Genomic DNA, 19,820 nt, shown 5'->3' with positions numbered 1-19,820 from the left:
GCGGCTCCGCGGGGGTGGCTTGATGAAGCATCACCGCGCTCGACCAACCAAAAGAAGGGCTGATCATGTTCAGCAAAATCCTCATTGCCAACCGCGGGGAAATCGCCTGCCGCGTCATCAAGACGGCACGCAAGATGGGCATCCAAACCGTGGCCGTCTACTCCGACGCAGACCAAGATGCGCGCCATGTGGAGCTCGCCGACGAGGCTGTGCATATCGGCCCCGCGCCCTCGCGCGAGTCGTACCTCGTGATGGACAAGATCATCGCTGCATGCCAGCAGACTGGTGCTCAGGCCGTCCATCCGGGCTACGGCTTCTTGAGCGAGAACGAGGAGTTCGCACGGCGCGTCGAGGAAGAAGGCATCGTTTTCATCGGGCCAAAGCACAAGTCCATCGCCGCCATGGGCGACAAGATCGCCTCGAAGAAGCTCGCCGGCGAAGCGCGCGTCAATACCATCCCGGGCCACAACGCGGCCATCGAGACGGCCGAACAAGCCGTCGAGATCGCCCGCGGCATCGGCTACCCAGTGATGATCAAGGCGAGCGCGGGCGGCGGCGGCAAGGGCTTGCGCGTAGCCTTCAACGACAAGGAAACGTTCGAGGGATTCACCTCGTGTCGCAACGAAGCGCGCAACAGCTTCGGCGACGACCGCGTCTTCATCGAAAAGTTCGTCGAGGAGCCGCGCCACATTGAGATCCAGGTGCTGGGCGATGCGCATGGCAACACGGTCTACCTGTGGGAGCGCGAGTGCTCGATCCAGCGCCGGCACCAGAAGGTGATCGAGGAGGCGCCCAGCCCCTTCCTTGACGATGCGACCCGCAAGGCCATGGGTGAGCAAGCGGTAGCACTGGCCAAGGCAGTGAACTATCAATCGGCCGGCACGGTGGAATTCGTGGTCGGCAAGGACAAGAGTTTCTACTTCCTCGAGATGAACACGAGACTGCAGGTGGAGCATCCGGTCACGGAATGCATCACCGGGCTCGATCTCGTGGAATTGATGATTCGCGTCGCGGCGGGCGAGAAGCTGCCGTTCACGCAGGGTGAGATCAAGCGCAACGGGTGGGCGATGGAATGCCGCATCAATGCGGAAGATCCGTTCCGCAACTTCCTGCCCTCAACGGGGCGGCTCGTGAAGTACGCGCCACCACCTGAAATCGACGGCGTGCGAGTGGACACCGGCGTTTACGAGGGCGGCGAGATCCCCATGTACTACGACTCGATGATTGCCAAGCTCATCGTGCACGGGAAGGATCGCCCGGAAGCCATCGCGAAGATGCGCCAGGCGCTCAACGGCTTCGCGATTCGCGGCATCAATTCGAACATTCCCTTCCAGGCAGCGCTGCTTGCGCATCCGAAGTTCGTGTCGGGTGATTTCAATACCGGCTTTATCGCAGAGCAGTATCCAAACGGCTTCTCCGCAGCGACAGTGCCGCACGACGATCCGACCTTTCTGCGGGTTCTGGCGGCAGTGGCGAATCGCGTGCACTTGCAGCGCGCAATGCGCATCAGCGGGCAGCTGCCGGGGCATGAGTTCAAGTCAGGTGAAGACTTCGTGGTGCTGACATCTCGCATTGGTGAGCCGGCGCAGAACACCCCAGTGAAAGTAAAGGTGAACGACAGGGCGTTCGACGTGCAAGCCGGCGACAGGCGTTATCGCATCGAGATGCACACGCCTCTGCGTGATGTGGTGATGCGCGGCACGTCGAGCGGCGAGCCGTTCTGCGCGCAGATCGAGCGGGTGGGCCTCGCGTATCGCGTGATGCATAACGGCACGCAGATCGAGGCCAACGTCTTCACCCCGCGCGCCGCGGAGTTGAATGCGCTGATGCCGTTCAAGGCGCCGCCCGATCTGTCGAAGTTTTTGCTTTCGCCGATGCCAGGATTGTTGGTGGACGTTGCAGTGACACCCGGGCAGATGGTGCGTGCAGGCGAGAAGCTGGCTGTCATCGAAGCGATGAAGATGGAGAACATCCTTCTCGCGACTCAGGATTGCGTGGTGGGAGAAATCGCTGCGAAGAAGGGCGAGAGTTTGTCGGTGGATCAGGTGATCATCAAATTTCAGTAACGCATGCCAAGGAGAAGTTTGTGAGCAACCGTCCTTTCAAAGTCCTCGGCATCCAGCAAGTCGCTATCGGCGGCACGAGCAAGGACCGCTTGCGCACCCTCTGGGTCGACATGCTTGGCCTAGAGGTCACCGGGAACTTCGTGAGCGAGCGCGAGAACGTCGACGAAGACATTTGTTCGATGGGCAAGGGTGCGTTCAAGGTCGAGGTCGACCTGATGCAGCCGATCGACCCCGACAAGAAACCCGCTGTGCACACCACGCCGCTCAACCACATCGGCCTTTGGATCGACGATCTGTACAAGGCGGTCGAGTGGCTGAGTGCCAATGGCGTGAGGTTCGCGCCGGGCGGCATTCGCAAAGGTGCGGCGGGTTACGACATCTGCTTCGTGCACCCGAAGAGCAGCGATGAGTTTCCGGTGGGAGGCGAGGGTGTGTTGATCGAGTTGGTGCAGGCGCCGCCCGAGATCATCGACGCACTGAGATGACTACGTTCTGTCAAACAGCCACCGGAGCCTTGATCGCCGGATGATGCTCATACCCCAGCACCTCGAAGTCTTCGTATTCATACTCAAAGATCGAAGCCGGCCGACGCTTGATGTTCAGCGTGGGGTACGCGAGGGGCTGGCGCGACAACTGCAGCGCGACCTGTTCGCTGTGGTTGCTGTAGATGTGGCAGTCTCCGCCTGTCCAGATGAAGTCGCCGACCTCGAGATCGCATTGCTGCGCGATCATGTGCGTGAGCAGGGCATAGCTCGCGATATTGAAGGGAACGCCGAGGAAGATGTCAGCGCTGCGCTGATAAAGCTGGCAGCTCAGCCGCCCCTCGGCAACGTAGAACTGAAAGAACGCATGACAGGGCATCAGTGCCATCTTTGACAGGTCTGCCACGTTCCAGGCGCTGACAATGATGCGACGCGAATCGGGACTGTTCTTGATCGTCTTGATGACGTCGGCGATCTGGTCGATGTGAGCGCCATCAGGCGTCGGCCAAGAGCGCCATTGCACGCCGTACACCGGGCCGAGATCGCCATCAGGCTTCGCCCATTCGTCCCAGATCGTCACGCCCCGTTCCTGCAGCCATCGTGCATTGCCGTCACCGCGCAGGAACCACAGCAGTTCCAGAATGATCGACTTGAGATGCACCTTCTTGGTCGTCACCAGCGGAAAGCCGTCATTCAGATCGAAGCGCATCTGATAGCCGAAGACGCTTTTCGTGCCCGTGCCTGTGCGGTCGGCCTTGAATACGCCATTCGTGCTCACGTGGCGCATGAAATCCTCGTATTGGGATCGGACGGGGCGGGCGGGAGATGAGGTCATGTCGCGGGCTGCTTCGGCTTGCGTACTGCAGCCGCGAATTGTGCCTGAGCGTCGCGAAATGGCATGTATGTATGGTGGGCACGCTCTGCCTTGCCCGCCACACAGGAGCAGGGGATCGACTAAGGATATGGCCCGAAACAATTTCGGGCCAAATCCTGATTACGCTCCCGGCTCGCGCAGATAAATCTCGACGCGGCGATTGCGGGCACGTCCTGCATCGGTTGAGTTGTCCGCCACGGGTTCGCGCTCACCGTGACCTGCCGTCTGGATGCGCGTGGGTGACACGCCGCGAGCCGACAGGTAGTCGCGCACGCTCTGCGCACGCTCGACCGACAGCGGGTTGTTGATGGCAGTAGTCCCCGTGCTGTCCGTGTGACCGACGATCGTCAAACGTGCATTCGGGTCATCCTTCAGGCTCGCCGCAAACGGGTCGAGCACCGAGCGCATCTGCGGCTTGATCGTCGCGCTGCCGGAGTCAAAAGACACGTCGCTCGGGATGTTGACCTTGAGTTGGTTGTCTTGCGTGCGGGTCACGTCGACGCCGGTGCCGCGCGTGGCCTGTTCCATGGCGACCCGGCGTTCTTCCTGGCGCTTGGACCAGATGTTGCCAGCAACGGCGCCGATGGCCCCACCCACCACCGCGCCAGTGCCGGCCTTGCCGCCGGTGGCCGAGCTCAGCACGGCACCGGCCGCAGCGCCTATGCCCGCTCCGGCCGCAGTGCCCTTTTGGGTCTCACTCATGTTGGAACAAGCGGTCATCAGCACGGCGGCTGCAGTCAGGCCCAGTGCGGTCGCGCGGAGCAAGCGTCTTTGTTTCATGGTCAATCTCCTTCAGGCAGGAAAGCCCGCCACCGGCGGGCAATACAGTTGAGTATGAGAGGCAGCGCAGGCACGCGTCTGTCGGACGCGATGCTTGAGCGCTGTCAGCACCCGCCTACACAACGTGCGGTGCGTTGAAAACGCATGCACCTCAACTTGCAACTTGCATGTCGAACTGCATCGCGGCTAGACGCGCATAAAGGCCCCCCGCGGCAGCAAGCTTCGCATGCGTTCCGATCTCGACGATCTGACCGGCTTCGAGCACGACGATGCGATCGGCGCGCTGCACGGTTGACAGCCGGTGCGCGATGACGAGCGTCGTGCGGTCGCGCATGGCCGATTCGAGTGCTGCCTGGACCATGCGCTCGCTTTCCGCATCGAGTGCACTGGTGGCTTCGTCGAGCAGCAAAAGCGGCGGGTTCTTCAAGATCGCACGCGCGATGGAAATGCGCTGACGCTGCCCGCCCGACAATCGCACACCGCGCTCACCGAGGAAAGTCTTGTAGCCCTCCGGCAAAGCGGTGATGAAGTCGTGTGCGAAGGCTGCCTTCGCTGCGGCGATCACATCCGCATCGCTCGCTTCGGGCCGGCCGTAGCGGATGTTCTCCAACGCGTTGGCCGAGAAGATCACACTGTCTTGAGGAACGATCCCGATGCGATGCCGCAAGTCTTCCAGCGAGGCCTCCTTGACCGAAACATCATCGACTGTCACTCGTCCTTCGCTCGCGTCGTAGAAGCGCAGCAGCAGCTGGAAGACGGTGCTCTTGCCCGCGCCGCTCGGGCCGACGAGCGCCACGGTTTCGCCCGGTAGAACGTCCAGTGTCACATGAGACAAGGCCGCGTGCGTGGGTCGCGACGGATAGCGGAAGCTGACGTTGTCCAATGTCACAGCCGACCCGCCGCGCGTGGGCGGCAAGGGCTTGGGATTCGACGGCGATTTAATGGGCGAGCGCGCGTTGAGCAACTCCATCAACCGCTCCGTCGCGCCCGCCGCGCGCAGCAAATCGCCGTACACCTCGGCGAGCACCGCAACAGAAGACACGAGGATGATCACGTAGACGACGGTTTCCCCCAGATGGCCCGCGGTGATCTTTCCCTGGATCACTGCCTGAGTGCCTTGGTACAGGCCCCACAGCAACGCCCCGAAGGTGGCGGTGATGATGAACGCCACAAGGAACGATCGCATGCGCGTGCGCTTGATTGCCGTTGCAAAGGCGTTTTCGGTCGACACGTTGAAGCGCTCGGCTTCGCTGGCCTCTTGCGTGTAGCTTTGCACCACAGGAATGGCGTTCAGCACCTCGGCTGCAATGGCGCTCGAATCGGCCACGCGGTCTTGGCTGGCACGGCTCAGCTTGCGCACTCGGCGCCCGAAGTACAACGACGGCAGCACCACCAGCACGAGGATGCCCAGCACCTGCGACATGACATACGGGTTGGTGATGATCAGCATGACCATCGCGCCGATGCCCATCACCGTGTTGCGCAAACCCATGCTGAGGCTCGAACCCACCACCGTTTGAACCAGGGTCGTGTCGGTCGTCAGCCGGGACAACACCTCACCCGTCTGTGTCGTCTCGAAGAATTCGGGGCTTTGTTCGACGACGTGTCCATACACGGCATTGCGCAGGTCGGCAGTGACGCGCTCCCCAAGCCAAGTCACCGTGAAGAAGCGCGCGGCGGAGAAAACGCCCAAGGCAGCACCGACCGCAAAGAGCATGAAGAAGTGCTCGCGCAATGCCATCACGCGGGTGCCGGGGTCGGTGGACACGAGGCCTTGATCAATCAAAGACCGCAAGGCCACCGGGAACACCAGAGTGCTCACGGCTGCCATCACGAGAAACAAGATGGCGAGGCCGATGCGGCCGCGATAGGGCCTCAGAAAGGGCTTGAGCCCCCCGAGGGGTCCCATGTTTTTATTGGCGGCAGTTGCCTCGAGCACTGCGGGTCGAACAGAAGCAGGGGAGATTGAAGAGGCCATGGGTCGCCAGTCTAGTGCAGGTGATACCACCGGTATCGCTGCGGTTTGCGCCTGCCCTGACGAACGAATCCATCGATCTAAATTGTCAACGTCTTGGTGAAACGCAAAGCAGTGGTTCGATATGCGCGCAATTTCGTGGTTGCCCGTGGGGTTTTGACTGCCGTGGCAATATTTGCCTGAGCAAATATATCCCACAAGAGTTCTGGCATGTCGTCCCCCAAGATTTCGAGCCCTGTGCGCTTCTACGCTGGAGAGAACTACAGCGTCACCGAAAGCATTGGCTACTTGTTGATTCAGCTCACGACAAGCATGCGCCGGGAGGTGGACGGGCGCATGGGCGAGTTGGGCCTGACAGACGCTCAATGGAAGCCGCTGTTGATGCTCAAGCTCGGCAAGGCTGACACAGCCTTCGAGCTGGCACGTGAAATGAGCATCGATGCGGGTGCGATGACTCGCATGCTTGATCGACTCATGGCCAAGGGCTTGATCGAGCGCGTTCGCTCGAAGACCGACCGCCGCGTGGTTCACCTGCGCCTCACGCCCGAGGGCGAGGTGGCCACCGCGCAAGTGCCGCACGTGCTGGCCGAGGTCAACAACGAATACCTCTGCGGCGTCAGCAGATCCGAGTGGTCGCAGCTCAAGAACATATTGCAACGCATGCTGTTGAACGGACAGCGTTTGCAGACCGACAAAGAGGAAGGACAGAATGAACCGCAGCGCTTTGAGCCCTTGCTCCCGGCCGTGCCGCGCACATGACGAGGAACGAACTGTGCCTGAAGCGAACAAGCCTCAACTCGCGGAACAAATAAGCAAGCGCAGCGGCTCGCTGCTCGCCGCGTCGACGGTACTTGCCGTCGCAGCACTGCTTGCCGGCTGTGCGAGCACAAACGGAGCGACGGCGCAGTCGCAGAACCTGATGTCGACGAAGCAGGCCGGCGCGACCGATACGCAGACTCCGTGGCCTGCCAGCGACTGGTGGAAAGCCTGGGGTGACCCGCAGCTCAACGACGTGATCGACAAGGCGCTGGTGAACCAGCCGAGCTTGCAGATCGTGCAGACACGCGTCGTGCAGGCGCAGGCCGCGGCCGATGCTGCCGGCGCTGCGCGAGCGCCGCAGGTCAGCGGCTCGCTGGACATGACCGCCCAGCGCTTTTCCAAAAATGGCATGGTGCCGCCTCCACTTGCCGGTTCGGTCAAGTGGAACAATTCCGCGCAGATAGGCGCGACATGGGAGCTCGATCTGTTCGGTCGCCAGCGTGCGGGCATCGCATCGGCCATCGGCCAATTGCGTGCGGCACAGGCCGAAGCTCAGGCTGCACGCGTGCTGCTGGCGGGCAACGTCACCTCGACGTATGTGAATCTTGCCCGCCTTGTCGATGCACGCAAGGTCATGCAGCAGGCCTTGAACCAGCGCGACCAGACCGTCAGGCTGGTGCGTCAGCGTATTGACGCCGGGCTCGACACCAATATCGAACTGAGCCAGTCCGAAGGTCTCATCGCCCAGACCATGGTCGAGCTTGAAGCCATCGATGAGGCGATCGCGCGCACCCGCCACGCACTTGCAGAATTGACCGGCCAGAACCCGAATGCGTTGGACTGGCTCACTCCGCAACTCGCTACTGTGAAGGCGACGCCGCTGCCGAAGGGCCTGCCTGTCGACCTGATCGGCCGCCGAGCCGATCTGGTGGCGCAACGCTGGCGTGTCGAAGCGGCGTCGAAAGACGTGGACGTGGCACGTGCCCAGTTCTATCCAAACGTGAACCTCATGGCCTTTGCTGGCCTGTCGAGCATCGGACTCGACACCTTCTTGAAGTCGGGCAGTGGAACCTACGGGGCCGGCCCTGCAGTGCGATTGCCTATCTTCGAAGGCGGTCGCCTGCGCGCCAACCTGAGCGCCAGGAACGCCGAGCTCGACGCGGCCATCAATGGCTACAACGCCACCTTGCTGCGTGCCTTGCGCGAAGTTGCCGACGAAGTGAGCACGCTGAAATCGCTGGAACGCCAGCAGCGATCGCAAGATGACGCGCTCAAGTCGGCGGAGACTGCGTTCGATCTGGCCCTGCAGCGCTATCACAAGGGCCTTGGCAATTTCCTGATCGTGTTGACGGCCGAGAACAATGTTCTCGTGCAACGTCGCGCGTCATCCGAGTTGAAGGCGCGTCACCTGAGCGCTGAATCTGCCCTGGCGCGAGCGCTCGGTGGTGGCTACCAGGAAGACGCCGCGACCACGATCGGGGCCGCCGTCACACGACGTTGATTGGAATTCGAGGACAAGCATGAGCAAGAACGAAGCCAACCCACCCCACGGTGCCAGCGCGCCGGCAGAGCAACCCGAAGCCACACCAGTGTCGGCCGTCTCGGCTGCCAAGCGCAAGCCGGTGATGTTCGCCATTGCTGGTGTCACGTTGTTGGCCGGCCTTGCGTATGGTGCCTATTGGGGCTTGCACCTTCGCCACTACGAGAACACCGACAACGCCTATGTACAAGCGCCCGTCGTGCAGATCACCCCGCAGGTCGGCGGTACGGTGGTCGCCATCCTGGCTGACGACACCGACTTCGTCAAAGCGGGCCAGTCGCTGGTGAAGCTCGACCCGAGCGACGCCAAGCTCGCACTCGAGCGGGCTCAGGCGCAGCTTGCGCAGACGGTTCGCGAAGTGCGCACGATGTACGCGACCAACGGAACCCTGGAAGCGAACGTCCGTCTGCGCGAAGCGGAAGTGGCGCGCATGCAGTCGGAATTGAACCGTGCGCTTGACGACGTCACCCGCCGCAAGCCGCTGAGGTCCACCGGTGCCGTCGGCGGCGAAGAGATGAAGCATTACGAGGCCGCGCTGGTCGCGGCGAGGAGCGCTTTGGCTGGAGCGGAGTCGGCCCTTGCCGCCTCGCGGGAACAGGTCACCAGCAACAAGGCATTGACCGAAGGCACGAGCGTCGAGAATCATCCGAACGTGCAGCGGGCAGCCGGCGCGGTGCGCGAGGCCTATCTGGCCCTTCAACGCACGGAGTTGCCGGCGCCGGTGTCGGGCCAGGTGGCGAAGCGCACAGTGCAGGTGGGGCAACGCATCCAGGCGGGTGCCCCGCTGATGTCGATCATCCCGCTCGAACAGGTGTGGGTCGAGGCCAACTTCAAGGAAGTGCAGTTGCGCAAGATGCGCATCGGCCAGCGAGTGACCTTGCACGCCGACATCTATGGTGAAGCGGTCGAATACACCGGGCACGTCGCCGGTCTCGGGGCGGGCACCGGGGCGGCGTTCGCGCTGCTGCCGGCGCAGAATGCCACGGGCAACTGGATCAAGGTGGTGCAACGGGTTCCTGTGCGCGTCGAGCTCGATGCCAAGCAGATTGCCGCGCATCCGCTGCGCGTGGGCCTGTCGATGAATGCGGTGGTTGACGTCGCCGAGCAGAAGGGGCAGCCGCTGACGTCGGTGAGCATCTCGCGCACGACCAGCACGCAGGCCTTCGATTCGACATCGACCTCGGCCGACCGCTTGGTGCACGACATTGTCGTGGCCAACCTCGGATCCCATGCGACGAAGCTGGCTGCGGAGCCGACTCAACGCCCGGCCGCGGAGCCGACTCAACTGGCTGCGAAGCCAACGCAACTGGCGAAACCCACCCAACTGGCTGCGAAACCCACGCAACAGCCGGCCGCCAAGCCCGCGCAACGCGTTGCTGCGAAGCCGACGCAAGCTCCGGCCGCGAAGCCGGTAAAACAACCTGCCCCGAAGCCGACGCAAGGCCTGGCAGCGAAGCCGGCGCAACGCCTGGCCGTGAACGCCTTGCCCTGAAAGCCGCGTGATGAGCAGCTCTACGGCCGTCGCCGGCGCTTCGGCAGATCCGCCCGTTTCGCCGCCATCCGCGGCGGTGCCGCAGACCGGTCCGCTGCACGGCAGCCAGCTCGTGCTTGGCACGGTGGCCCTGTCGCTTGCGACCTTCATGAACGTGCTCGACTCATCGATCGCGAACGTGTCGATTCCCGCGATCGCTGGCGACATGGGCGTGAGCCCGTCGCAGGGAACCTGGGTCATCACTTCCTTCGCGGTCGCGAACGCGATCTCGGTGCCTCTCACCGGCTGGCTCACGCAGCGCTTGGGACAAGTGCGACTGTTCGTCGGCAGTGTGCTTCTGTTCGTGATCGCGTCGTGGCTGTGCGGACTCGCGCCCAACATCGAATCGTTGATCCTGTTCCGCGTGCTGCAAGGCTTGGTCGCGGGACCGATGATTCCGCTTTCGCAGACCCTTCTGCTTGGCAGTTATCCGCAGGCCAAGGCGGGCAGTGCGATGGCGATGTGGGCGATGACGGTGCTGGTGGCCCCGGTGGTCGGGCCGCTCTTGGGTGGGTGGATCACGGACAACGTCTCGTGGCCGTGGATCTTCTACATCAACATTCCGGTGGGCATTCTGGCAGCGGGCATCACCTGGTCGATCTATCGCAAGCGCGATCCGGGGCCCAAGCGTATGCCTCTCGATTATGTGGGCCTTGGCCTGCTTGTCCTCTGGGTGGGGGCGCTGCAGATCATGATCGACAAGGGCAAGGAGCTCGACTGGTTCAACTCGACGCAGATCGTCATGTTGGCCGTGACCTCGCTCGTGGGTTTCGTCGTCTTCCTCGCATGGGAGTTGACGGACTCGCATCCCATCGTCGATTTGCGCCTGTTCGCGAAACGCAACTTTGCGTTCGGCACCGTGGCCTTGTCGCTAGGCTACGGGCTCTTCTTCGGCAACGTGGTGCTGATGCCCTTGTGGTTGCAGCAGTACATGGGCTACACGGCGACTTGGGCCGGCATGGCCATGGCGCCTGTTGGTGTCTTGGCGATCGTGCTGTCGCCCTGGGTGGGAAAAAACGTGACGAAGATTGATCCACGCAAACTCGCGACCGTGGCGTTCCTCGGCTTCGGCATCGTGTTGTGGATGCGTTCGCATTTCAACGTGCAGACCGACTTTCGCGGCGTGCTGATCCCGACCTTCATTCAGGGCGCGGCGATGGCGTTCTTCTTCATTCCCCTGCAGGCGATCATGTTCTCGGGCCTGCCGCCCATGCGCATGCCGGCCGCGGCGGGTCTGTCGAACTTCGTGCGCATCACGATGGGCGCGGTGGGAACGTCGATCTTCACCACGCTTTGGGAGCGAAGGGCGGCAATGCACCATGCGCACCTGGCGGAGAGCATCAGCCGCAGCAGTGATGCGGCGACGGCGGCCTTGTCCCAATTGGGCGCGGCGGGGTATTCGCAGGAGCAGGGCTTGTCGGTGGTGAATCGATTGATAGATCAACAGGCGTACACCATGGCTGCGACTGATTTGTTCTATTTGTCGTCGGTGCTTTTCGTGCTGATCGTCTCGGTCGTGTGGCTCACACGACCGAAGCCAGGGCAGAACATGGGCGATGGAGGCGGCGCACATTGAAGACCGACTCGTGAATTCGTAGGGTGGGCAAAGCGAAGGTGCCCACGCGGATTGTCGATCTGACTTGAATCACAACCGCGTGGGCACGCTTCGCCCACCCTACCAACGTGAATCACTCGCCGAATTGTTTGCCGTTGACGGCCACGGCAATGCCCCAATCGGCCGGCAAATGACCTTGCTTCACGAATCGATGAAACGACGAATAAGGCCAATCCATTGTGCGTGTGACGAGCCCATGCTTCACCGGATTGAAGTGCACATAGTCAATGTGCTTTCGAAGATCCTCATCGTCTGAATGCGATGCTCCCAGAATCTTCGTTGCCAGATACCACTTTCGCGCCGTCTCTCCTGGCTTCGTGACGACTCGAACGTCTTCTCGATCCCGCGGGAGAAAGTCGCCTTGATCAGGTTCCATCGCGTTGAGTAGTCCGCATCGTCCTCAGGCATCGTCCAGATGGCGTGAAGATGATCGGGCATGACCGAGATGGCGACAGTGTCGACTGGCCTCTTTGTGAGGACACGGCGATAAGTGGATCGGAACCTGTCGATTTCTTCGACGAGCAACGAGCTTGTCCGGTTTTCCAGCGTAAGCGTGAAGAAATAGGTGGCGCCGGGCGTGAGGCATCTGCGGTATCGGGACATGCGTGGATTCTTTCGGTCCCGCCAATTCCTCGCCACGACCACAAGGGTCACTCCGTAGGGTGGGCAAAGCGAAGCGTGCCCACGCGGATTGTCGATCTGACTTGAATCACAACCGCGTGGGCACGCTTCGCTTTGCCCACCCTACAGGTCATGCACGTCAGAGCCGCATCGGCGCCGCGTAACCCGTCATCTCGAGATAGCCGCGTCCCACTGCCTGGCCGGCGCTGTTTGATATCTCGCTCAGCCCTTCCCAGTAGTACGTCCCCGTGCTGCCGCGGCTGTCCATCTCCTGGTCGTCGAGAAGCGACTTGATGGTGTAGCGGCCGTTGGGAATTGTGATCGTCCATTCCATCGGATACCGACCGCGCGAGCGCGGGCTGGTCCACACTCGATCCGGGGTGAACTGCACGTCGCCCGCTGCTAAGTTGCGCGTGACACCTTGCTTGTTCGTCCAACTGCCGCCCGCATACAAGGTCATGCCGTCACCGCGCCGCATGCGAAAGGCCATCAGTGATTCGCCGCTGTCGAGGTTCATGCCGATCCAGTCCCAGCCGGCCGCCTCGGCGTCCATGTAGTCGTTGCTCCACTCGTGGTCAAGCCAGGCGCGGCCCTTGACTTCGATTGCCCGGCCGTCGAGCGTGAGCGTGCCGTCGACGGCCAGTTGGGGGCGGCTGTAGTAATGGCTCGCCTCGCCCAACTTGCGGCCCTTGATCGAATAGCCGGCGTTGCCTTGCAACACGATGCCTGTCGATGCGAGAAGCGACAGGTCGAGTGCGAAGGCGCCGGCTTCGCTGCGCACGGTGATCTCGTAGGTGCTGGCCTCCACCTTGCCCTGCCGCACCATTCGCCAGTCGCGCAGGTTCACTGCGGTGTCGTTTTCCTTGGCTGTGGCAATGCCGAAGCCTTCACGCGCAATGCGTTGATCGTGCCGCAGGTGTTTCGCGTTCAGATCGGTCACCGCCGCGTGGGCGAACAGAATCTGACGCGCGGCGAAGCGGCTCGGATGGTCGCCTGCGAGGCCGGTGTTCGATCTGAAGAAGGTCACCTGGAACCCATAGACGTCGCTGCCTGACGAGAGTTGCCCTGTCACGTACCACCACTCGGTGCGCGTGTCTGGATGCGATCCGAAATCGTCCGGGAACTTCAGCGGCCTGGGATGCACACCCTGGCCCGTCGCTGCCAGGGAGGAGAACGGACAAGCAGCGGCCCATGCTGCGGTCGCGATGAGCATTCGACGGGTGAAGGGCGGCATCGTCGTGGTCACCTCGCGTTTGCGACTTGCACTTCAGCCAGCGATCCGGAATCGAGTGTCAACTTCGTCATGGGCCTTTTCCATTTGACCATCGCGGCATGCCATGAAGGCCACATTTTCTCCACCTTCGTCGCCCTCACCCCCACCCTCTCCCAGAGGGAGAGGGGGTAATGCGGTCGTAGTGCTTTGCTCCCTCTCCCTCTGGGGCCCTCTGGGAGAGGGTGGGGGTGAGGGCTGCGGCTGTTGATATTCAAGGCGCATCCGTGTCGGCATGAGGGCATGCGCGGCGTGTCACCAGTCTTCCTTGACCGCCAAGGCCATCTGCCGACGCGCCGCGCTGCGTCCTGCGAGCCAGGCAGTCGATGTGCCGGCGATGACGACCGCGGCGCACAGCAAGGTGAGACGACCCCAGGGCAGCAGCAGGTCCATGGTCCAGTGAAAGCTCTGTGGGTTCACGACATGAACGAGCACCACGCTCACGCCGATGCCCAGCAGCAGCCCAACGAGCGCACCACTGGCGGTCCACACTGCGCCTTCGATCGCGACGACGGTGAGAACCTGTTGTCGTGTCAAACCGAGGTGCGCCAGCAAGCCGAATTCCTTGCGGCGCGCGAGCACTTGCGCTGAGAAGCTTGCGGCGATGCCGAACAGGCCGATTCCGACTGCCACCGCTTGCAGCCAGTAGGTCACCGCGAAACTCCGATCGAAGATGCGCAGCGACGCGAGGCGGATTTCACCCGGCGCCGCGAATTCGAGCAATGCGTCGTCTAGACCCTGGCTGCGCGCCGCCTCGCGAAGCGCGTTTTGAACTGCCGCTGCATCGGCGCCCGGTGCGAGCCACATCGCGATGTCGTTGACGCGGTCATCGCCGGTCAGGCGCCGATAGTCGGCAAGCCGCAGGGCGATAGCGCCGTGTTGCCTCGCGTAGTCGCGCCACACCGCGCGTACGAACACTGGAACCCGCCGCCCGTCCGGCAACGGCATCGTGAAGTGCGTGCCGGGCTGCAGGCTGTACAGCGTGGCGAGGGCTTCGCTGACGTAGACCGAAGTCGCATCGTTGGACGAGGGCAGCAAATCTCCGACAAGCGGAAGTTCGCTCGCCGCGTTGTCCAGGTCGCGAGCGACGATCGCGACGGTCGGCTGCTGCGGGTCGAGCACGATGCTCGCCACGCGCTGGGCCTTCACGCGCTCGACGCCTTTCAATCGAGAAGCGGCATCGACCAGTGCAGGCGGCAAGACGACAACGTCGCCCCCGCCTCCACTTGATGCGGCGTGAGCGTAGAGATCAGCAGGCAGCAGTGCGTCGAGCCATCGGGTGACCGAATCGCGAAAGCTCGCCACCATCACCGTGAGTGCAACCGCGAGGCTCAGGCTCGCGACGACGCCCGCCACGGCGACCGTCGCGGTATGTCGCTGGTGGCGGGCGCGTTCGACGGCGAGCAAGGCGAGCGCGTGGTCCGGCGGTGCGATCCATCGCAGCAGCAAGCCGACACCTGCCGGCACGCAGGCGATGCCGCCGAGCAGCAGACAGCCGACGGACACGTAGGCGGCCAAAGGCACATCGCCCATCGGCGGCATGAGCGCGAGCGGCACGCTGATGGCGAGAAGGGCAGGGCCGAGCCAGCTCAGGTGCGGCGATGAATCGGATGAGCCCAGGCCTTTCAAGGCCTGGGCGGGTGCCAGTCGTTGCGCGCTGCGTGCGGGCAGCCAAGCTCCGAGCACTGCAGCGGCCACGCCCAACAGGCCATAGAAGAGCGCTGCATGCCATTCGAACTGCAAGGGCGGCGCGATGCCCGGGAAGTAGCCCCCACCCAGATCGCCCGCGAATAGGTGCAATCCAAGGGCAGCAAGGCCGGTGCCGAGCGCCAGTCCGAGGATGGACCCGACGCAACCCAGCACCGCCGACTCCGCAAGAATGAGTTGCAAACGCTGCCGCGCGCTCAAGCCGAGGACACCCAGCAAGGCCAAGTGCGGCTTTCGCTTTGCTACCGACAACGACAGGATGGAGAAGACTAGAAACGCTCCGGTGAAAAGCGCTACGAGCGCCAGCACCGTGAGATTGACGCGGTAGGCGCGCGACACGTTCGAGGCGCGCTGCACGCCTTCGTCGGGCGATGCGGCTCGCACGCCATCGGGCAGTGCAAGTTCGGCAATCACATCCGCCTTGTTTGCACCCGACTTGAGCCGCACGTCGATGCGGCTCAGCTTGCCGAGCCAGCCGAAACGCTCCTGCGCAGCGGCAATGTCTATCACTGCGATCGGAACGCCACCCGCCGCCACGCCGCCTTGTACCGAGAACTCGACGATGCCGTGCGGCGACTGCAGCCGCATGGTCGTCAGGGTCTTGAGGCGCAGGCGTGCAGGGCCATTGAGGTAGATCGACTTGGGGTCGATCGGCGCGAGGCGATCGGCATCGGCCTTCGGCTGTGGGAGCAGGGCCGGCGCAAGCGCAGCGACCACGAGCGCATCGATGCCGAGCACGCGCACGGGCACGCGTTGCCGCTGCGCGTCGAAGGCAAAGGTGTCGATCTCGACCACCGGGCTTGCGATGGCGACTTGCGGATGCGCAGCAACCCGTTCGTACAGCGCTTCGTCGAAGCCCCCGCGCTGCCCGCGCAACTCGAAGTCGGGTTGCCCGTTGACCGAGCGCACGGCAGAGCTGAACTCGCTCAGGGCCGACTGGTTGATGAGCTGCACTGAAAACGCGAGCGCCACGCCCAGCACTACCGCGAGCAAGGCCGCTAAATTGCGCCAAGGGTGATGGCGCAGCTCAGGCCACGAGAGTTCGCGCAGCAGGGTGAACATGTCAGCAAAGCGACGTGGGCGCGCGCATTTTTATTCAATGCCGTTTGGCGTGAGCGTCAGCACCCTGTCGGCGCGCGATGCGGCCATGCGCGAGTGCGTGACCAGCACGCACGCCGCCTGGTGTTGTCGTACTTGCTGCGACAACACGTCCATCACGAGCTCGGCGGTCTTCGGGTCGAGGTTGCCGGTGGGCTCATCGGCGAGGATCAGGCGCGGTTTGTGCACCAGCGCACGGGCGATCGCGACCCGTTGCAACTGGCCGCCTGACAAGGTCTGAGGCAGCCGCATGCCGAGCCCCGGCAGGTCCACGGCTGCGAGCAAGGCTTCGACACGGGCCCAATCGGGCTTGCCTTGCAACAGCAACGGCAGGCCGATGTTCTTCTCCACGCTCAGATGAGGCAGCACGTGAAATGCCTGGAAGATGAAGCCGAGATGATCGCGCCGAAAGATCGCCTGCTGCGCTTCGCCGAGCGAGGTGATGTCGGTACCGTCCATGCGCACCTTGCCGCCGTCCACGGTGTCGAGCCCGGCAATGCAGTTGAGCAGCGTGGACTTGCCCACCCCCGACTCGCCGAGGATGGCGATGAATTCGCCCGGCGCGACACTCAGCTCGACTTGGCTGAACACTGCCGTGTCGCCGTATCGCTTGCTGAGGTCGGTGACGTCAAGCATCGTGGTGTCGCGAGGCAGGGTTTACGCTCAGAGGCTGAGAGATCTCAGCCTCTCAGTTCCTTGACGAGGCCCACGGCAGCATCGATCGCGTTGTCGTGGTCGCATGCGATCACTCGCCGAGACGGCATGCTGCGCAGCCAGGTCAGTTGTCTCTTGGCAAGTTGGCGGGTGGCGGCGATGCCCTTGTCGCGCAGCGTGGCGAAATCGTTCGAGTCCAGCGCTTCCCATGCCTGCCGGTAGCCGACGCATCGCATGCTGGGCAACGCGGCGTGCAGGTCGCTGCGAGAGCGCAACTGCTTCACTTCGTCGATGAAGCCAGCATCGAGCATCGCGTCGAAACGGCGAGCGATGCGCTCGTGAAGCCATGCGCGGTCATGCGGTTCCAGCGAGATCAAGGGCGGCATGTCGCGCGCCGACTTCTCCCGATGAAACGACGATAGCGGCTGCCCGCTGATGCGAAACACCTCCAGCGCCCGCTGCACGCGCTGCGAATCGCCGGGTTGCAGTCGAGCGGCGGTGACGGGGTCGACCTCTGCGAGCTGCGAGTGCATGGCAGGCCAACCGATGCGCGCAGCTTCTTCATCGAGCGCGGCGCGAACCGCTGCGTCGGACGCAGGCATCTCGTCGAGGCCCTCGAACAAGGCCTTGAAATACAGCATCGTGCCGCCGACGAGCAAGGGGAAATGCCCGCGTGCATCAATCTCGCCAATGAGCCGCGTCGCATCTGCCACGAATTGCGCCGCGGAGTAGGCCTGGGTCGGCTCGATGATGTCGATCAAGTGATGCGGCACGCGCGCCAGTTCGTCACTCGAAGGTTTGGCGGTGCCGATGTCCATGCCGCGGTAGACGAGCGCAGAGTCGACACTCACGATCTCGACGGGGCGTGTGGCGGACAGCACGTCGGCGACGGCCAGGGCGGCAGCGGTTTTGCCCGAGGCGGTCGGGCCCGCCACACACAGATAGCGCGTCATTCCGGTCTGCTCGTCCAAGGCCTCGGCATGCCCGCGAGGTTACAGGCATACGCTGTTGCGTGGGCGCCGCGTTCCGTGCGCAAGTTGCAATCCGAGACTGTCATGGTTGTTGGGGATGGTTACGATGCCAGCGGCGCCGAAGATCGCCTTCTATATTGCGGCGCAACAATGCACACGAATCAGTCCTCGAAAGGAACACCATGAAACGATCGACACGTTGGATCGCCTCCCTCCTGGCGGCCTGCCTGACCTTCACCGGTTTCGCGCAAGGCGCCATGGCCGCGGGGCTCGTCAGCACCGAACAAGTGGCAGCGACCGAGGGCGTGAAGAGTGCCACCGCGCAGCGCGAACACCTCAATGCGACGCTGTCGCGCGCTGACGTGGCAGCAGCCCTGGCCGAGCGAGGCGTGAGCGTTGACCAGGCACGTGCCCGTGTTGCGGCTCTGACGGACGATGAAGTCGCCACTGTCGCCAACACCCTCGACACGGCACCGGCAGGCGCCAGCGACGTGCTGGGCGTGATTGTCACGATCTTCATCGTTCTGCTCATCACCGACATTCTCGGCTTCACGAAGGTATTCCCGTTCACACGTTCGATTCGCTGACTTGGGGCGCGCGAGAAAGAATCCTCGCCTAGATCAGGCGCCTTTTGACGTGCTGCTCGGACACGTTCGAAATACTCCCAGCCTCTCAGCGCGGCCACTGATGTGGACCGCGCTGTTTCTTTGGGTACTTGCCGCCACGGGCTGCGCGGTCCAGACGCAGGCTTTGCGCGAGCATCCTCCGGCCGACCTGCCGCACAAGGCGGAACTGGAGAGCACTCCGTTTTTCGCGCAGACGGCCTATCAGTGCGGGCCGGCCGCCTTGGCGACTGGACTTGCGGCCGCGGGCTTCACCGCTGATCCTGCGGTGCTTGGCGAACAGGTCTTTCTGCCTGCCAGAACCGGCACGCTGCAGGTCGAGATGATCGCCGGCGCGCGTCGTCAAGGTGCCATCGCCACGCGCATGCCGGTTCAACTTGAAGCCCTGCTGCGCGAAGTGCAGGCCGGTCGCCCGGTCGTGGTGCTCCAGAACCTTGGCCTATCGTGGGCGCCGCTGTGGCACTACGCGGTGCTGGTGGGCTACGACATCGATGAAGGCGAAGTCATCCTGCGCTCCGGCAAGACGCGTCGGCAGGTGATGGCGATGCGCACCTTCGAGCACACGTGGAAGCGGTCCGGACACTGGGGTTTCGTCGTGTCGCCGCCGGGGCAGTGGCCCTCGCAGGCAGACGAGAAGGCGGTCATCGAGGCAAGCGTCGGCTTCGAACGTAGCGCAACGCCGCAGCAAGCGGTGGCAGTATTTCGCAGCGCGCTGGCGAGATGGCCCGAGAGTTTGAGTCTGCAAATGGGCTTGGGGAACAGCCTGTACGCGGCCGGTGACAAGCGGGGCGCGGCCGATGCGTTTCGATTCGCGGCAAGGCTGCATGGAAGTGCTCCGGCGTGGATCAATCTTGCGAGCGTCTTGATCGAGTTGGGCGATTCAAGCGATGCACTCGCGGCGGCAAAGGAGGCTGTTGCCGCGAGTGACGACGATTGGCGCGGCAAGGCGGCCGAAGTCTTGCGCGCCGCAGAAGAGAAGTAGCGCTTTAGGACATGGCCCAAAACAATTTCCCGTTTTGGGGGCGCAGGGCGGGCGCGCTGCGGCGTTGCTCCTCGCTTGTGTGGCTCGCCACAGCGCTCGGAGCGCCTTGCATCGCATCCCGCCCTGCGCCCCCAAAACGGAAAATTATTCCGGGCCGTGTCCTTACAAGCGCGACAGGCTTGAGAGGCTGAGAGTATTTCGAGCGTGTCCGAGCAGCACGTCAAAAGGCGCCTGATCTAGGCGCAAAGAGCAGACATAGCTCGTGCTATGGC

The 19,820-nt window shown here is 63.1% G+C and carries 16 protein-coding genes; 8 read left to right on the top strand and 8 right to left on the bottom strand.

Going from position 1 to position 19,820, the window contains the following annotated elements; translation table 11 throughout:
• The first annotated feature begins 65 nt into the window (after positions 1-65).
• Together accC and AC30NL_RS05980 are read left to right on the top strand one after the other, a co-directional pair.
• Positions 66-2,066, top strand: coding sequence for an acetyl-CoA carboxylase biotin carboxylase subunit (gene accC, locus AC30NL_RS05985; RefSeq protein ID WP_489463099.1), 2,001 nt, complete (start codon positions 66-68; stop codon positions 2,064-2,066).
• A 20-nt stretch (positions 2,067-2,086) separates the two neighbouring features.
• Entirely contained in the window at positions 2,087-2,551 is a 465-nt protein-coding gene (locus AC30NL_RS05980) for a VOC family protein (protein ID WP_489463098.1), read from the top strand.
• A gap of 10 nt (positions 2,552-2,561) precedes the next feature.
• Here the strand turns inward: AC30NL_RS05980 and AC30NL_RS05975 are convergent, their stop codons facing one another.
• The 3 genes from AC30NL_RS05975 to AC30NL_RS05965 all read right to left on the bottom strand — a co-directional run bounded on the left by AC30NL_RS05975 (position 2,562) and on the right by AC30NL_RS05965 (position 6,111).
• Positions 2,562-3,383, bottom strand: a complete 822-nt coding sequence (locus AC30NL_RS05975) for a thymidylate synthase (protein ID WP_489463097.1) — start codon at positions 3,381-3,383, stop codon at positions 2,562-2,564.
• 159 nt (positions 3,384-3,542) lie between these two features.
• Positions 3,543-4,202, bottom strand: coding sequence for a YiaD family glycine zipper/OmpA-like lipoprotein (locus AC30NL_RS05970; RefSeq protein WP_489463096.1), 660 nt, complete (start codon positions 4,200-4,202; stop codon positions 3,543-3,545).
• Positions 4,203-4,353: 151 nt separating this feature from the next.
• Positions 4,354-6,111, bottom strand: a complete 1,758-nt coding sequence (locus AC30NL_RS05965) for an ABC transporter transmembrane domain-containing protein (protein ID WP_489463095.1) — start codon at positions 6,109-6,111, stop codon at positions 4,354-4,356.
• Between the two features lie 276 nt (positions 6,112-6,387).
• Between AC30NL_RS05965 and AC30NL_RS05960 the strand changes: the two genes are divergently transcribed.
• From AC30NL_RS05960 to AC30NL_RS05945, 4 genes are read left to right on the top strand one after another with little or no spacing between them, the layout of a single operon-like run.
• Entirely contained in the window at positions 6,388-6,936 is a 549-nt protein-coding gene (locus tag AC30NL_RS05960; RefSeq protein ID WP_489463094.1) for a MarR family winged helix-turn-helix transcriptional regulator, read from the top strand.
• A 13-nt stretch (positions 6,937-6,949) separates the two neighbouring features.
• The gene (locus AC30NL_RS05955; protein ID WP_489463093.1) at positions 6,950-8,437 is read left to right on the top strand and encodes an efflux transporter outer membrane subunit; all 1,488 of its coding nucleotides are present in this window, start codon (positions 6,950-6,952) and stop codon (positions 8,435-8,437) included.
• A 19-nt stretch (positions 8,438-8,456) separates the two neighbouring features.
• A complete protein-coding gene (locus AC30NL_RS05950; protein WP_489463092.1) occupies positions 8,457-9,968 on the top strand; it encodes an EmrA/EmrK family multidrug efflux transporter periplasmic adaptor subunit in 1,512 nt (503 codons plus the stop codon).
• A gap of 10 nt (positions 9,969-9,978) precedes the next feature.
• The gene (locus AC30NL_RS05945) at positions 9,979-11,583 is read left to right on the top strand and encodes a DHA2 family efflux MFS transporter permease subunit (RefSeq protein WP_489463091.1); all 1,605 of its coding nucleotides are present in this window, start codon (positions 9,979-9,981) and stop codon (positions 11,581-11,583) included.
• Between the two features lie 240 nt (positions 11,584-11,823).
• Here the strand turns inward: AC30NL_RS05945 and AC30NL_RS05940 are convergent, their stop codons facing one another.
• From AC30NL_RS05940 to miaA, 5 genes are all read right to left on the bottom strand, one after another.
• A complete protein-coding gene (locus AC30NL_RS05940; RefSeq protein ID WP_489463090.1) occupies positions 11,824-12,225 on the bottom strand; it encodes an REP-associated tyrosine transposase in 402 nt (133 codons plus the stop codon).
• 157 nt (positions 12,226-12,382) lie between these two features.
• Complete coding sequence (locus AC30NL_RS05935) at positions 12,383-13,456, bottom strand: lipocalin-like domain-containing protein (protein ID WP_489463089.1); 1,074 nt, start codon at positions 13,454-13,456, stop codon at positions 12,383-12,385.
• 312 nt (positions 13,457-13,768) lie between these two features.
• A complete protein-coding gene (locus AC30NL_RS05930) occupies positions 13,769-16,282 on the bottom strand; it encodes an FtsX-like permease family protein (protein WP_489463088.1) in 2,514 nt (837 codons plus the stop codon).
• A 30-nt stretch (positions 16,283-16,312) separates the two neighbouring features.
• Positions 16,313-16,954: an ABC transporter ATP-binding protein gene (locus AC30NL_RS05925; protein WP_489463087.1), complete on the bottom strand. Its 642-nt coding sequence runs from the start codon at positions 16,952-16,954 to the stop codon at positions 16,313-16,315.
• Between the two features lie 44 nt (positions 16,955-16,998).
• Positions 16,999-17,925 carry a tRNA (adenosine(37)-N6)-dimethylallyltransferase MiaA gene (gene miaA / locus AC30NL_RS05920; protein ID WP_489463086.1) on the bottom strand — a complete coding sequence of 309 codons (927 nt, stop codon included), beginning with the start codon at positions 17,923-17,925 and terminating at the stop codon, positions 16,999-17,001.
• Positions 17,926-18,125: 200 nt separating this feature from the next.
• On the opposite strand from miaA, the gene AC30NL_RS05915 reads away from it, so the two are divergent.
• Both AC30NL_RS05915 and AC30NL_RS05910 read left to right on the top strand, forming a co-directional pair.
• A complete protein-coding gene (locus AC30NL_RS05915; protein WP_489463085.1) occupies positions 18,126-18,530 on the top strand; it encodes a PA2779 family protein in 405 nt (134 codons plus the stop codon).
• 100 nt (positions 18,531-18,630) lie between these two features.
• Positions 18,631-19,548: a PA2778 family cysteine peptidase gene (locus AC30NL_RS05910; protein WP_489463084.1), complete on the top strand. Its 918-nt coding sequence runs from the start codon at positions 18,631-18,633 to the stop codon at positions 19,546-19,548.
• Positions 19,549-19,820 lie beyond the last annotated feature (272 nt).

Origin of the sequence: Rhizobacter sp., assembly GCA_021153565.1 — a bacterium.
In the GTDB taxonomy this organism is placed as follows: Bacteria; Pseudomonadota; Gammaproteobacteria; order Burkholderiales; family Burkholderiaceae_C; genus Albitalea.
This window is presented reverse-complemented; position numbering and strand designations above follow the sequence as displayed.

Bases quoted from the DNA above. Each gene is read 5' to 3' on its own strand.
- miaA (WP_489463086.1), bottom strand. From the start codon at position 17,925: ATGACGCGCTATCTGTGTGTGGCGGGCCCGACCGCCTCGGGCAAAACC.
- AC30NL_RS05935 (WP_489463089.1), bottom strand. From the start codon at position 13,456: ATGCTCATCGCGACCGCAGCATGGGCCGCTGCTTGTCCGTTCTCCTCC.
- AC30NL_RS05960 (WP_489463094.1), top strand. From the start codon at position 6,388: ATGTCGTCCCCCAAGATTTCGAGCCCTGTGCGCTTCTACGCTGGAGAG.
- AC30NL_RS05975 (WP_489463097.1), bottom strand. From the start codon at position 3,383: ATGACCTCATCTCCCGCCCGCCCCGTCCGATCCCAATACGAGGATTTC.
- AC30NL_RS05970 (WP_489463096.1), bottom strand. From the start codon at position 4,202: ATGAAACAAAGACGCTTGCTCCGCGCGACCGCACTGGGCCTGACTGCA.
- AC30NL_RS05950 (WP_489463092.1), top strand. From the start codon at position 8,457: ATGAGCAAGAACGAAGCCAACCCACCCCACGGTGCCAGCGCGCCGGCA.
- accC (WP_489463099.1), top strand. From the start codon at position 66: ATGTTCAGCAAAATCCTCATTGCCAACCGCGGGGAAATCGCCTGCCGC.
- AC30NL_RS05925 (WP_489463087.1), bottom strand. From the start codon at position 16,954: ATGCTTGACGTCACCGACCTCAGCAAGCGATACGGCGACACGGCAGTG.
- AC30NL_RS05910 (WP_489463084.1), top strand. From the start codon at position 18,631: ATGTGGACCGCGCTGTTTCTTTGGGTACTTGCCGCCACGGGCTGCGCG.
- AC30NL_RS05940 (WP_489463090.1), bottom strand. From the start codon at position 12,225: ATGTCCCGATACCGCAGATGCCTCACGCCCGGCGCCACCTATTTCTTC.
- AC30NL_RS05965 (WP_489463095.1), bottom strand. From the start codon at position 6,111: ATGGGACCCCTCGGGGGGCTCAAGCCCTTTCTGAGGCCCTATCGCGGC.
- AC30NL_RS05945 (WP_489463091.1), top strand. From the start codon at position 9,979: ATGAGCAGCTCTACGGCCGTCGCCGGCGCTTCGGCAGATCCGCCCGTT.
- AC30NL_RS05915 (WP_489463085.1), top strand. From the start codon at position 18,126: ATGAAACGATCGACACGTTGGATCGCCTCCCTCCTGGCGGCCTGCCTG.
- AC30NL_RS05930 (WP_489463088.1), bottom strand. From the start codon at position 16,282: ATGTTCACCCTGCTGCGCGAACTCTCGTGGCCTGAGCTGCGCCATCAC.